The organism is Maribacter sp. LLG6340-A2, from assembly GCF_045057105.1.
Taxonomy (GTDB): Bacteria; Bacteroidota; Bacteroidia; order Flavobacteriales; family Flavobacteriaceae; genus Maribacter.
In genome coordinates this window covers 531,932-545,931 of sequence record NZ_CP159332.1, presented here as the reverse complement: position 1 = coordinate 545,931, position 14,000 = coordinate 531,932, and the positions used below count along the sequence as shown (strand labels likewise).

The window sequence follows — 14,000 nt, the reverse complement described above, 5'->3', positions numbered from 1 at the left end:
GTTACAGGATACCTTTGGCCTTGATCTCTAAATATTTATTGATAGTATGGAGTGTTAGGTCTTCCGGTCTGGTTAAAATGGTCTGAATACCGTACCTGCGAAGTTCATTGACCACCAGTTCTTTTTCATATATAAATTTTTCTGCAATGGTCTGCTCAAAAATATCTTTACTGTTATTTAGTTTTTGCTCGGTGAAAGAAATTAATTCGGTATTCTTAAAAAAGATAACGACCAAAAGATGTTGTTTGGCAATTGCTTGTAGATAAGGAAGTTGTCTATGCAGGGCATCTAAGGTTTCAAAATTTGTGTACAACAGCAACAGACTTCTTTGTGGTATATTTCTTTTAATATCAATATATAGTCTACTAAAATCACTTTCAACAAAATCTGTTTTAAGATTATAAAGAGTTTCTAAAATGAGGTTCATCTGCGCACTTCTGCGTTCTGCAACTACTCTGTTTTCTATTTTATTGCAGAAAGAAAACATACCGGCCTTATCATTTTTCTTGAGTGCTATGTTACTGACCACCAATGTGGCATTTATAGCATAATCTAGCAAGCTTAATTCATTAAAGGGCATCTTCATTACCCGGCCTTTATCAATAACCGAATAAATAGGTTGGGATTTTTCATCTTGAAACTGGTTGACCATTAACTGATTTTTTTTAGCGGTTGCTTTCCAGTTAATATTTCTGATATCGTCTCCTTGTATATATTCTTTAATCTGTTCAAATTCCATGGTATGACCTATTCTCCTAATTTTTTTTAGGCCGTGCTCAAATAGTTTATTGCTAAAAGCTAAAAGGTCGTATTTCTTTAATTGTAAAAAAGAAGGATAGACAGGTACTTCTTGCCCTTGGTCATACGTATACTTTCTGGCGAGCAACCCTATTGGTGAACTGGAAAAGATATTTAAGTTGCCAAATTTGTAAACCCCTCTCTCCACGGGTCTTACAGAATAGGAATACGTATGTTGTTCACCGCTTGATATTGAACTAACAATTCTAAAATCTCTCTTTTGAAATTGATACGGTAGCTCGTCTATGATCTTTATATCAACTTTAAAAAAGTAAAAATTGTCTATGATAATGTTAATTGCATTTTCATCTCCGTTGGAAAGTTTATCGGTTACAATCCGCTTTGCTTTTAAGTTGCCTTTAGAGAGGAATAAAAGTAAGATATCTACCAAACAAAATGTTATAAAGCCATAAAACAAGGATAGGGCTATTACCATTACATTTTCAAAAATATATGCACATAGAAAACACGTAATTATTGCTGCCAAAAGCAGGAAAAACCGTGGTTGTAAATACATGTTTTTAAAAATTTTTTTCACGCTTTTTATCTTGGTATTTCTATGGTCTGTATTAAATCTTGTATCAATTTTTCTGCTGTTAACCCTTCCATTTCTCTTTCAGGAGTAAGAATTATACGGTGGCACAAGATGGGTACAACTACTTTCTTAATATCATCAGGTGTTATAAAATCCCTACCGTTAATTGCCGCAACTGCCTTGGAAGCATCCAAGATGGCAATTGATGCCCTGGGAGAAGCTCCTAGGTATAAATTGGCGTTGGTCCTGGTATTGTTTACGATCGCCGCTATATATTTTAATAAATTGTCTTCTATAATGATATCTTTAATAGTGTTTTGGTATTCCGCTATTTGAGCGGCAGACAATATAGACTGGATCAGTAATTCAACATCATTATTTTTTTGTTGGTGCTTTGTTTCCAAAATTTGTACTTCTTCTTCAAATGAAGGGTAGCGTACATTTATTTTGAATAAAAATCTATCTAACTGGGCTTCCGGCAATCTATATGTACCTTCTTGTTCTACAGGGTTTTGGGTCGCAAATACCAAAAATGGTGGTTGCATGGGGTATTCATGTCCATCTATGGTAATTTGGCGTTCTGCCATGGCCTCGAACAAGGCGGCCTGTGTTTTCGCTGGTGCGCGATTTATTTCATCGATAAGAATAATGTTCGAAAAAATAGGACCCTTTTTAAATTCAAACTCAGAAGTTTTTACATTGAAAATAGAGGTGCCTAGAATATCACTTGGCATTAGATCTGGCGTAAACTGTATACGACTAAAATCTACGTTCAATGTTTTGGCCAAAAGTTTTGCCGTTACGGTTTTGGCGACACCGGGAACACCTTCAATTAAAGAATGCCCATTGGCAAGAATGGAAATGATCAATAACTCAATCATTTCCTGTTGTCCAATAATGACTTTGCCCAGTTCTGTTTTTACTTTAGCCACCGCTTCTTGAAGTTGGGAAAGGTCTATTCGTGATGTAAACTCTTGGGGGGTATGGTCCTGTGTATTATCTTCCATGGTATTTTTTAAATGCATTAATTTTTTTAGAAAGTGTAAGCGTATCTTGTTCTGTATGTATTGGTTTGTCTTTTAAGTTTAAAAATAATGAAACCAATGCTTTGGTATCTTCTATACTATTACCTGATTTATTGGCCAATGCAGAGATAAAGGCTTCATCCATTTCTATAGTATTTAAAAAATACTTGTTTCTGATATAGGTTAGGAAATAGTTGATTTTTTGATGATTTAAATGGGTGTAATCTTTATTTTGATAATAAAGCGACCCTACGGTCCTTGCAAACTCTACAGATGAATTTTCTAAGGGAGAGATGATAGGTATTATGCGTTGTTCCCTTTTTGCTTTGAAAATAACGAACAATAATATAGCACAAATGGTTAAGTAATATGCCCACTTTAATGCAGGTTGATTTAATACAAATCGCAGGGGAGAGGTAATGATTTTTCTACCTGCTTTATTATAATTGTCCCAATAAAGAATATTATTATTATTAAGGTATGATAAGCTGTGAGCGCTATAGTTGCTGGTTTTTTTCAACAAATAATAATTGCTGAATGCAGCAGGTAAAGTATTGATGTAAAAATGGCCATCGCCAAATGCCGTTTTTATAAAATTAGGTTTTATTTTAAAAGTATCCTTTTCAACTTGCAGGAAGGACTTATCCGTAAAACCAATATGGCCCAATATCTCTGTATGTATTGTATCTACACTAGTAAAATATACGGGGTCGGCACCTCTTTCAAACGTAAAATGGGTAGTTTTAAAGTGGGTATTGGTCAGGCTTACACTAGCGGTATCTTCCTTGTAATCATAGTATCTTTCCATTTCTATGTTCAATGTGTCCGCCAACGCACCATAGAAATCGTTTGCAGCAATAAAGACCTGGTTTCCCTTGGCAACATAGCTCATTAATTGCTTGGTCTCTTGTTTATCAAATGAAAGCATATTGTTGATAGCAATATAACTTGACATCTTGCTGGAGTCGCGCTTTGTCAATACATTATAAACACTTTCCTCTACAGTTTCCAAATTACTATTGGGGAAAAGGGTTGGCAGTTCATTATAAAGAATATAACAACCAAAGGGTATTTTAGAACTAGAGGTGTAAGATGGTCTCCAATTTATAGGTTTGGGCCGTATAATTTCTGTAACGATAATACCAACTAGTACCGCTATTAAAAGACCTAATATGATTTTTGAACGCTTTCCCAAATTTATACGGCAATTAATTTGTTCATAGATTCAAATTCAATGGTATACTGTTTATACCGGTTGCTATCAATAATCTGTTCGCCATACCATATATGGTCATAGAGGTAACTGATTTTTTTAAATCCTTGTTGCAGGTTTTTCTCCTTTATTTCAGAAAAATAATCAGTATTGGTTTTTTCAAAATGCCATGTGATAATGTCATGTTTTGAAAGTTTTTGTAACGTCAAGAGAAATTGATACCTAATAGCCAGTCTATAATTTTGGGCCTGTATTGCATCACTGAGCAGTTTGTTCAGGTCTATGGTTTCAATATGTTCTTCCGTAAGGTTTACGGTACTCAAGTTTTTGGCCTTTCTGGTAAAAATGGCATTAAAGTTTTCATTGGTAAGTACCTTGACCAATAAATATATGGCCAGAATGACCATGAGCAAATAAATAATACGTTCTATAAGTTGCAGGGCTTGTGGGGATAATTCTATGCCAAATATACTTTGCAGTCCTTGGCCGATCCAAGTAATAAAGCGTGCCAGTAAATTCTGGGATTCTCCAGTTTTTAACGTGTAGTTAAATTCTTCCCCGGTATATTTTTGAGATAAATCCTCTGTCCACTCTTTTGGAACTATGGTTGAATTGGAATCTACGGGAATCGCAGATTGTTTACTTATTTGCCCAAAAGAGCAATAAGTAAACCATATATAGCTTAATATTAATAATGTATACTTCAACTTAATTGCTTGATCCTATTTGTTCAATGGTAGCCTTTGTGTGTTCATTGTATGTTTTTTCATGTAGGGCATAATATAAAATACCATTTATAAATTGAGAAAGGCATTGACCGTAAACGGCTATAATCAAGAAAAAACAGGTGCCTAAAGTATATATTACCGTGGTAACAACAGAATTGGCAAAATCAACATCGTTCTCAACCACATGAAAGGTATAAATACCTAGAATAATACCTGGTACCATAAAAGTTATCATGAGCAATAGTCCAAGGAGCAAACCTAAAATAAAATTGACCCCTACAGATTTCCAGAAGTTTTTCGTAACCAAACGCCATCCTTCTCCAAATGCTTCCATGGCACTTTTTTGTTTATTGAGCATATCAAAAAAGGAAACTCCGATCCATGCCGTAACAAAAAACTGAACTATATATTGGGCAAACATTCCTAGAATAGGTATGATGGCCATCATAATGGCAACGATCATAAATACCAGATAAATGGGTATCAGTAACAGTATAAAGAGAACAATGTTACCTAATTGACTTTTGGCAAAGGCCCAAACCTCTTTTTTGTTGAATTCATTACTCTTCTTTTCTACGTATTTTATCATATAACTCGTAGATAACGAATAGTTTAAGATGGCCACCAAAATAAAAATGATAAAAAACAATCCACCGCCAAGGGCTAGATATATATAATAACCCTCTTCAAACCCCATAGAACCAGAAAATGAATTTCCATTGGTTTCATAGGCAATCAACCCTATAAATCCTGATACCAACAGATAGCTGGCAATCAAAAGCCCAATCATGAAAATACCATTGTAGCTGATAAAAACATTGGTGAAATTCTTGATATTCTGTTTAAAAAAATCAAAATATACAGAAATGATTTGCCCAAAATCACGGTTTACCCGCAGAGGAATGTAATTGTCTTTCATATTTTTTATTAAGAGTAATTGGGTATATCAGGTAATAGAACACGATTAAAAATAACGAAGCCCCAATGATTAATATTGCCAACCAATTTGGCATATTGGTATAACGGGTAATAAAACCTTCTATAAAACCGGCCAATATAAAAAACGGTATGGTACTTACGACTACTTTTAAACCGTCCTTGGCTCCTTTCATAAAAGAAACACGTCTAGAATAAGTTTTTGGAAAGAGAATACTATTGCCCATAATTAAACCGGCACAACCCGCTATGATAATTACGGAAATCTCTATAGTGCCATGCAGCCAAATTTGTTTATTGGCTTCAAAAAAAACACCTTTTGTGTAGAAGAAGGTTATAAATGCTCCAAGCATTACACCATTGCTAAAAAGAATATATGCGGTACCTATACTGGTAATGACCCCAAAGCTAAATGCAAGAAAAGCTACTCTAATATTGTTGATTGTGATACCTAGAAAGCTGCCAATTTCACTACCGCCTTTATAAATGGCTGCGGGGTCGCCGTTTGCAATATTGTTCAAGGTTTCATTTACATATGCATCACCTAAAATTAAACGTACAAAGGTAGGGTCGTTCAATGCGGAAAGTGCACCTATAGCAGAGGCTACTGCAAATATTATAAAAGCTATGGCCAGTGTTGGATGGTATTGCTTAAAAAACAGCGGAAATTCCGTTCGCCAAAAATCAACAATACGATTTCGGTTCTCTTTTTTGTTCTTATATATTTTTTGATGGGCTTGTGCGGCAAGTTCGTTTAAATACAATAAAGTCTTGCTTTCTGCGTAATAGGTTTGCGCGTATGCCAAATCATTGGTTAGTTGTATGTAACCATTTGCCAGCTCATCAGGGTTTGTATTGCGGCCAAGGGTGATAGCTTTTTCAAATGCTATCCATTTTTCCTTATTTTGCCTTACAAAAGCAGCTTCGCGCATATAGAGTATTTACCTTGTTAAATTTAAGACTTAATGAATAACCTTCAAATCAATACAACGCAAAATGTTAATCTTAATTATACCATAGTCAGTATTGGTGAGCGAATTTTAGCTTTTCTAATTGATGCATTTATTCTATATCTGTATGCTTTACTGGTTAATTTGATAGGTGATGCCATAGGATATATCTATGATGACCGCTGGACACAACGCGGTTTGGTAGCCTTAATATTTTTGCCGGCAATGTTCTATAGTTTATTGATGCATATCATTTTTAATGGGAGAACGGTAGGTAAAATGTTATTGAAGATGCGTGTGGTAAAATTAGATGGTTCACCGGTGCATTGGAGCAATTACCTAACCCGTTGGATGCTCAGGTTGGTGGATATTTGGTTGTTCTTAGGTGCCATTGGTATATTGACTATTTTATTTTCTAACAGAAAACAACGTTTGGGTGATGCTGCCGCAGGCACCGTTGTAATTAGTACCAAGAATAGGACAAAAATTTCTCACACCATTTTGGAAGAGGTAGAGGATACGTATGCACCTTTATTTACAAATGTGACCATGTTAACCGATAAAGACGTACGTTTGATTAAAGAAACTTTTGGGATAGCCCTAAAAAGTAATGATTATAAAACACTAAAAATGCTGAGGGATAAGGTAGATAGTATTTTATTGACCAATTCCGAATTATATGATAAGCAATATTTGGAAACGGTCTTGAAAGACTATAATTACTTTACGCAACAAGTATAGCATATGTTCTATTATTTCATAGATATTTTAGGTACCATTGCTTTTGCAATTTCTGGGGTTTTAGTGGCCATGGAAAAAAAACTAGATGTATTTGGGGTATTGATCATAGCTTTTGTCACGGCCGTAGGAGGCGGTACTTTACGTGATCTATTAATTGGTGTAAGACCGGTTGGCTGGTTAAATGCACCTATTCATATTTTGGTGATTGTTTCCACGGTTATTTTGGCCATTTTATTTGCCAGGCAATTAAAATATGTAAGAAAGTCTTTATTTTTATTTGACACCATTGGCATTGGACTTTATACCATGGCCGGTGTGGAAAAAGGGATAGCAGCAGATTTATCTCCTGTAATGTGTGTGGCCCTAGGTACGATCACCGCATGCTTTGGTGGTGTAATCAGGGATATTCTTTGTAATGAAATCCCTGTAATATTCAGAAAGGAAATTTACGCTACGGTATGTATTTTGGGTGGTTTTATTTACTTTTTATTGATTCAGTTTCCTGTGATAAGTAACACTATTGCTCATTCCATGGCTATTTTAACCATTATCATAATGCGCATTTTAGCCGTTAGATTTAAAATTTCATTACCCAATATTTATAGGGATGCTTAGTGGATAATAATTTGGTAATCTCTAAGAGATTCTGTTTAAATTCTTACGTATAAGAAATGATTATTAGATGATAGCCTAGGTTGTGGCCATTTTGGACTTTTCTGTTTTAAAATCCTTTTACTTGACAACCTCGGCTTTTGTAATATAAATATTTTGCATAGGCCAGTCTCCTTCACCCACAGGCTGATTATTAATTTTATCAACAATATCCATTCCTTCGATCACCCTACCAAATGGGGTATATTCATCGTCTAAATGATACGATCCCGGATCCGTAACTACGATAAAGAATTCATAGGGAGAAGCCAGCATATGCGGATTGTCCATTTCGCTACTGGGCATAGAAATAGTGCCCCTGTGGTGCTTATGCCCCTTGCGGGTATCTGGCGGTAATAGGTATCTTCCAATTTCATTTCGTTTTTTCCCCGTCTTACGGTCATCGGAATTTCCGCCTTGAATTATGAAATTCTTGACCACCCTATGAAATTGGGTATAATCAAAATATCCTTTACGTGTCAAATAAATGAAATTTGCCCTGTGGTATGGTACATTTTCATAGAGCTCAACTGTAAAGCTGCCCAAATTGGTCGTAATTTTTACTTTGTTGGCTTCTAAGGTTTGCTCGTATTTATAAAAAAAGTCGATGGCATTCTCCTCTGTAAGTTCAAATTCCTCATCCTCTTTTGTGACTATGGAATCGTTTTTTATTTTAGTTGAATCTATTGGTGTATCTACATTTGTGATTGGACTTTCAACTTTCTTAGCGGTATCTTTGCAACTTATTGTTAATAGGGCGGTCACAATAAAATATAAATAGGATTTAGCTAGATTCATGGATTTTAATTTATTTGAACATCAGGTTTCAAAAATAAAAGATTTACCGCTACCAGGTGAAGCTTCGCAATATAAAATGGCCCCTCAAAGTCGTGTAGAGGATTTAAAACGCTTGAACATAGCGCAAAAAAAACCTAGACAGGCGGCGGTAATGGCTTTATTTTATCCATCAGAAGTAAGAACAACAAATTTATTGCTCATTCTTCGTAAAACATATAAAGGCGTGCATAGCAACCAAGTAGGTTTTCCTGGTGGTAAAGCGGAAACAATTGATGACGGATTGTTGCATACGGCCTTGCGCGAAACACATGAAGAAGTAGGGGTAGAGCCAAAAGATGTAACGGTTATTAAAGAGCTCTCATCTATTTTTATACCACCTAGTAATTTTATGGTGCAACCCTATATAGGTCTCTACAAAGAACCAAAACCTTTTCGAAAACAGGAAAAGGAGGTGGAAACAATTTTAGAAGTGCCCTTGCTAGATTTTATGGATGAAACCAAAATCATTACAAAAAAGTTGACCACTTCCTATGCTTCTAATATTGAAGTACCTGCCTTTGAATTAAACGGTTACGTTGTTTGGGGAGCAACGGCAATGATGTTGAGCGAGATTAAAGAGTTATTAAAGCAAGTGATGTAAGCTTAATTATTTATTTTAGCATTTATGGGATTATTTAAAACAAACCCTTTTGGGCATAATTTATTTTTAAAAAAATGGCTTATCCGCATTTTGGCGGTGCTATCACATCAGCGATATAAACGTTTTAATACGTTAGAGATAGAAGGTTCTGATGTTATCAGGAACTTACCGGATAGAAACGTGCTTTTTGTCAGTAATCATCAAACTTATTTTGCAGATGTAGTGGCAATGTTTCATGTATTTAATGCAAGTTTAAGCGGTAGGGAAGATTCCATTAAAAATTTAGGGTATATATGGCAGCCAAAATTAAATATGTATTACGTTGCGGCCGCTGAGACCATGCGTAAAAGCTTATTGACAAAGATTATGGCTTATGCTGGTTCTGTGAGTGTGGAGAGAACATGGCGGTCAGAAGGTAAAGACGTAAAACGTCAAGTTAAAATGAGCGATATTTCCAATATTGGTAAAGCATTGAATGATGGTTGGGTCATTACTTTTCCGCAGGGAACCACAACACCTTGGAAACCTTTGCGAAAAGGTACCGCACATATCATCAAAAAGTACAAACCTGTTGTTGTACCGGTGGTTATTGACGGTTTTAGACGTTCATTTGATAAAAAGGGTTTGCGTATCAAGAAAAAGGGCATACTGCAATCTATGGTCATTAAAGAGCCATTACAGATAGATTATGATAATGAAACTTCAGAGTCCATTATAGAAAAGCTGGAGTATGCCATAGAGCAACACCCGTCTTTTCTAAAGGTAATTTCTAAAGCGGACCTTTTGGCGTATGAAGAAGAGAATAAGCAAAGAAAATGGAAAACACCTTAAATTTCCAATTGTCTTAGCTCCGTATAATTCTTTTTTAATCTTCTTAATAGTAATCCGTACAACAAGAAATACACGCCACCCATTACCAAGGTCAGTATAACCCCAAAAATACCTATGGCAAGCATAATGGTTATTTTGAGTTTTTCTTGGGATACATGGACCAAGCCTTCTTTAAATTCTGGAAAAGCCAGCGCAATATTGTCGTTAAGATAAACACCAACGACCATGATTATAATAGTTACCATAATCATGGATAACGAAAAGATGACATAATGTTTAACCGTTTTACGGGTCTTGATGATCTTTCGCATTAAGTTTTTGGAATTATCTAGAACAGAGATTTCCTTAAATCGTTTATAGAATTGAAAAATAAAATATAGGGCAACTGCATAAACAAAGACGGAAAGTCCAAATAAGTATTGGGAAATCCCAATTTTTTCATAGACTTCCATACCTTCTCTCATAGAAGGGGATAAATAAAGAAGGTGGGGTACGGAAAATTCTAATATGCTAATGATCAATATCCATTTTACAATAGATGAAGATTTTTTCCATATCATCTTATGAATATCCTCATAACTCAACTTAGGAACGTTAAGTTCCTTGTTTTGCCAATCTTTCTTTAATAATTCCAGTTCATCCGTCATATATTATGGATTCAAAATGGTTCTTAATTTGTTTTTTATACGGTTCATCTTAACTCGTGCATTAACTTCGGTAATACCCAGAGTCTCTGAGATTTCAGTATAATTTTTATCTTCTAAATAGAGGAAGACCAAAGCTTTATCCACGTCTCCAAGCTGTTTTACGGCTTTGTACATCAATTTTAGTTGTAGCTCCTCGGTTTCATCATATTCATCTGCCTTTATCTTAAAAATTACGGATTCATAATCTGCCGTATCAATTCTCTTCTTGTTTTTACGATATAGGGTTATTGCCGTATTCAGGGCAACCCTATACATCCAAGTACTAAACTTGGCATCTCCCCTAAATTTGGGGTACGCCTTCCACAACTGAATGGTAATTTCCTGGAAAAGGTCATTGTGAGAGTCGCGGTCATTGGTATATAGTGTACACACCTTGTGGACAATGTTTTGATTGTCTTGCAGCTCGGTCACAAATTTGTGTTCCAGTTCTTTGTTCACTAGTGGTTGGTAGTTATTACGTAATTAGTCTAACAAAAGTTTTAATTGTTACAACAAAAATTAAGAAAATTAAAAATGTCCATGGATCACCACGGACATTTTCTATAAAGTAAGCGTAAATATTAGTTTCTGTAATCCAATGCGGGAGCCCGAACACCTAAGAGTGGAATATATTTAAAATCCGCACCTCTTTTTTCCAAAAACTCCGTTTTGGCCTGTTCTACCAATTTTTTGTCCTTGAATAGGTCCATGGCCGTTTTGGTCAAGGTTTTTGCGGCTACCATCATTCCTTTGTTCGCAATAGAGGTTCCTCCGGCAGCTACAGCTTGCCAGCTATGCGCAGGAGTGCCCGGCACCCATGTAGCCGTACCAAAGCCAACGGTAGGTACCGTAAAGCTAACATCGCCTACATCGGTAGAGCCATATGCCCTTGCTTCGGTTTTATAGGGTTGAATGTTTTTTGCTACGGCAAGGTCCGCCTTTTCTTTTCCCAGTGTTTTGGCAATCTTATCCGCAAAAATGTTCTCTTCTTCCGTATATTCAATACCTCCAACTTCAGATAAGTTATCATGCACAAGTTTTTGCAATGTAAGGTTGGGCAACAGTTCGTGTGTGCCACCGATCATTTCATAGTCCATGGTAGTTCCCGTACCCAATGCCGCACCTTCTGCAGCCTTTACCATTCTATCGAAAATATCAATGACTACATTACGTGAATTGTGTCGTGCATAATAATATACTTCTGCAAAGTCCGGCACCACATTGGGCGCTTTTCCACCAGCGGTTATTACATAGTGTATTCTAGCTTCCTGTGGAATATGTTCACGCATCATATTGACCATGATATTCATTGCCTCTACGCCATCTAGGGCAGAACGTCCTTTATCAGGTGAGCCCGCGGCATGCGCAGAAACTCCATGAAAACGGAATTTAGCGGACTTATTGGCCAAAGCGGCACCTGCACTTGCTGCATTTTGTGCTCCCGGGTGCCAGTGCAAGGCAATATCTACATCGTTAAATAGTCCCTCACGTACCATATATACTTTTCCTGAACCGCCTTCTTCCGCCGGTGTTCCGTAAAAGCGTATAGTTCCTTGCATGTTATTGGCTGCCAGCCATTCTTTGGTAGATATGGCTGCTGCCGTGGAAGCGGTACCAAAAAGATGGTGGCCACAAGCATGGCCCGCCGCTTTGTTGGCAGATTCTTTTACCGCCACCGCCTTTTGGGAGAGCCCTGGTAAGGCGTCATATTCACCCAAAATGGCAATAACCGGACTTCCGCTTCCATATTCCGCAATAAAGGCGGTAGGAATACCGGCAACACCTTTTGTAATACTAAAGCCTGCGTCCTTTAAGGTTTCTTGAAGCAGTCCTGCACTTTTTTCCTCTTGGTAGCCCATTTCTGCGAAATTCCAAATTTTTTGAGCTATGGTTCCGTAATCCTCACTTTTTTGCTCTAATTTTTGAAGTACTTCTTTTTCATTTTTCTGGGCGTTAACAGAAATTAAGGTAACGCTAAGTAATACCGATAAAATAAGGGTTTTTCGCATGAGTTTAGTTATTTGAGTTAAGCCTTAAAGATACTAAAAACAGAATATTATTTTAAAGTAGTAGTGCATTTGATTAATTTAGCCATCAAGTAAAAAACTATGAACATACCACTTTCAAGCTATCCTAGAATTGTAATTATAGGTGGTGGTTTTGGAGGAGTTTCCCTCGCAAAGAAATTAAGTAAACAAGAAGTACAGGTAGTGTTGTTGGATAAGAACAACTACCATACATTTCAACCTTTGTTATATCAAGTTTCAACAGGAGGTCTGGAGCCGGACTCTATAGCATACCCGTTACGTAAAGTGCTTATTGGCTATGATAATTTTTATTTCCGATTAGCGGAAGTTTCTGAAATTGAACCTGCACATAAAAAAATCAAAACCAATATTGGTGAGCTCACCTATGATTATTTGGTAGTTGCCACCGGTTCAGAAACAAATTTCTTTGGAAATGGAGAAATAGAACGTCATGCCATGTCTATGAAATCTATTCCACAGTCCCTAAATCTAAGAAGTTTGATTTTGGAGAATTTTGAGCAAGCACTTTTGACAGATGACTACCATGAGCGTGATGCTCTAATGAATTTTGTTATTGTTGGCGGCGGACCAACAGGTGTGGAACTTGCCGGTGCATTGGCAGAGATTAAAAAAGGAATTTTGCCAAAAGATTATCCTGACCTGGATACCAGAAGGGCGCAAATAAATATTGTTCAAGGAGGTGATTGTCTTTTACCGGGTTTCAGTAATCAAGCTTCTAAAAAAGCGGAGGACTTTTTAGAAGAGTTGGGCGTACAGGTTTGGAAAGGTGTTCGTGTTACGGGTTATGATGGTAAAACGGTTACCACCAAGACAGATCTCGTTTTCCAGTCCGCTGCAGTAGTTTGGGCCGCTGGGGTAAAAGGAGCAATGGTAAAGGGGATGGATGTGGCAGATGTACTGGCCGGCGGAAATAGAATTAAGGTAAATGAATTTAACCAAGTAGTTGGCTATCCGGAAATTTTTGCCATTGGCGATATAGCCTGTATGGTTACGGAAGACCATCCACGTGGACATCCTATGGTGGCACAGCCGGCAATTCAACAAGGTAAGTTGCTAGGGGAAAATTTAGTTAAGCTTTTGGAACATCAACCTATGACCCCTTTCATTTATAATGATAAGGGTAGTATGGCTACCATTGGCAGAAATAAAGCGGTTTGTGATATAAAAGGCTATCGTTTTCAAGGAGTATTTGCTTGGTTTGTATGGATGTTCGTACATCTTTTCTTTCTTATAGGTTTTAGAAATAGAATGGTTGTGTTCATTAATTGGGTCTATAATTATATTAGGTTTGATAGGGAAGCAAGGTTAATAATTCGTCCCTACAAAAGAGATTATAGTCAGTTTAAGGATTAATGAACAGCCGGTCATGGAATGTAGTGGGTTAATTTATAGACAGTTAAAATTTTTATAAGATTTTTTT

At 36.5% G+C, this 14,000-nt stretch carries 15 protein-coding genes; 5 read left to right on the top strand and 10 right to left on the bottom strand.

Going from position 1 to position 14,000, the window contains the following annotated elements:
- Position 1: 1 nt before the first annotated feature.
- The 6 genes from ABVM52_RS02220 to ABVM52_RS02195 are packed head-to-tail and all read right to left on the bottom strand — an operon-like array spanning position 2 to position 6,167.
- Entirely contained in the window at positions 2–1,336 is a 1,335-nt protein-coding gene (locus ABVM52_RS02220; RefSeq protein ID WP_405383288.1) for a DUF58 domain-containing protein, read from the bottom strand.
- Positions 1,337–1,341: 5 nt separating this feature from the next.
- A complete protein-coding gene (locus ABVM52_RS02215; protein WP_405383287.1) occupies positions 1,342–2,340 on the bottom strand; it encodes an AAA family ATPase in 999 nt (332 codons plus the stop codon).
- Positions 2,330–3,553, bottom strand: coding sequence for a DUF4350 domain-containing protein (locus ABVM52_RS02210; protein WP_405383285.1), 1,224 nt, complete (start codon positions 3,551–3,553; stop codon positions 2,330–2,332). The genes ABVM52_RS02215 and ABVM52_RS02210 overlap by 11 nt, the downstream gene beginning before the upstream one ends.
- Positions 3,554–3,555: 2 nt before the next feature.
- The gene (locus ABVM52_RS02205) at positions 3,556–4,278 is read right to left on the bottom strand and encodes a hypothetical protein (RefSeq protein ID WP_405383283.1); all 723 of its coding nucleotides are present in this window, start codon (positions 4,276–4,278) and stop codon (positions 3,556–3,558) included.
- A 1-nt stretch (position 4,279) separates the two neighbouring features.
- Positions 4,280–5,218: a hypothetical protein gene (locus ABVM52_RS02200; RefSeq protein WP_405383281.1), complete on the bottom strand. Its 939-nt coding sequence runs from the start codon at positions 5,216–5,218 to the stop codon at positions 4,280–4,282.
- Complete coding sequence (locus ABVM52_RS02195) at positions 5,181–6,167, bottom strand: stage II sporulation protein M (protein ID WP_405383279.1); 987 nt, start codon at positions 6,165–6,167, stop codon at positions 5,181–5,183. Before ABVM52_RS02195 ends, ABVM52_RS02200 begins: the two co-directional genes overlap by 38 nt.
- A gap of 33 nt (positions 6,168–6,200) precedes the next feature.
- On the opposite strand from ABVM52_RS02195, the gene ABVM52_RS02190 reads away from it, so the two are divergent.
- Positions 6,201–6,926: an RDD family protein gene (locus tag ABVM52_RS02190; protein WP_405383277.1), complete on the top strand. Its 726-nt coding sequence runs from the start codon at positions 6,201–6,203 to the stop codon at positions 6,924–6,926.
- 3 nt (positions 6,927–6,929) lie between these two features.
- The gene (locus ABVM52_RS02185; RefSeq protein WP_405383275.1) at positions 6,930–7,541 is read left to right on the top strand and encodes a trimeric intracellular cation channel family protein; all 612 of its coding nucleotides are present in this window, start codon (positions 6,930–6,932) and stop codon (positions 7,539–7,541) included.
- A 117-nt stretch (positions 7,542–7,658) separates the two neighbouring features.
- Here the strand turns inward: ABVM52_RS02185 and ABVM52_RS02180 are convergent, their stop codons facing one another.
- Positions 7,659–8,375: a peptidylprolyl isomerase gene (locus ABVM52_RS02180; protein WP_405383273.1), complete on the bottom strand. Its 717-nt coding sequence runs from the start codon at positions 8,373–8,375 to the stop codon at positions 7,659–7,661.
- Here ABVM52_RS02180 and ABVM52_RS02175 point away from each other — a divergent pair.
- Entirely contained in the window at positions 8,374–9,015 is a 642-nt protein-coding gene (locus ABVM52_RS02175) for an NUDIX hydrolase (protein ID WP_405383271.1), read from the top strand. The two genes, ABVM52_RS02180 and ABVM52_RS02175, sit on opposite strands and share 2 nt — an antisense overlap.
- A 24-nt stretch (positions 9,016–9,039) precedes the next feature.
- On the top strand, positions 9,040–9,846 hold the full coding sequence (locus ABVM52_RS02170; protein WP_405383269.1) for a lysophospholipid acyltransferase family protein: 807 nt from the start codon (positions 9,040–9,042) through the stop codon (positions 9,844–9,846).
- Here the strand turns inward: ABVM52_RS02170 and ABVM52_RS02165 are convergent.
- The 3 genes from ABVM52_RS02165 to ABVM52_RS02155 form a co-directional block, all read right to left on the bottom strand.
- Positions 9,843–10,493 (bottom strand): hypothetical protein, encoded by a 651-nt coding sequence (locus ABVM52_RS02165; protein ID WP_405383268.1) that lies wholly within the window; start codon positions 10,491–10,493, stop codon positions 9,843–9,845. The two genes, ABVM52_RS02170 and ABVM52_RS02165, sit on opposite strands and share 4 nt — an antisense overlap.
- Before the next feature lie 3 nt (positions 10,494–10,496).
- Positions 10,497–10,991: an RNA polymerase sigma factor gene (locus ABVM52_RS02160; RefSeq protein WP_405383266.1), complete on the bottom strand. Its 495-nt coding sequence runs from the start codon at positions 10,989–10,991 to the stop codon at positions 10,497–10,499.
- Positions 10,992–11,113: 122 nt separating this feature from the next.
- Positions 11,114–12,541, bottom strand: a complete 1,428-nt coding sequence (locus tag ABVM52_RS02155) for an amidohydrolase (RefSeq protein WP_405383264.1) — start codon at positions 12,539–12,541, stop codon at positions 11,114–11,116.
- Positions 12,542–12,640: 99 nt separating this feature from the next.
- Between ABVM52_RS02155 and ABVM52_RS02150 the strand changes: the two genes are divergently transcribed.
- The gene (locus ABVM52_RS02150) at positions 12,641–13,933 is read left to right on the top strand and encodes an NAD(P)/FAD-dependent oxidoreductase (protein ID WP_405383261.1); all 1,293 of its coding nucleotides are present in this window, start codon (positions 12,641–12,643) and stop codon (positions 13,931–13,933) included.
- Positions 13,934–14,000: the final 67 nt, after the last annotated feature.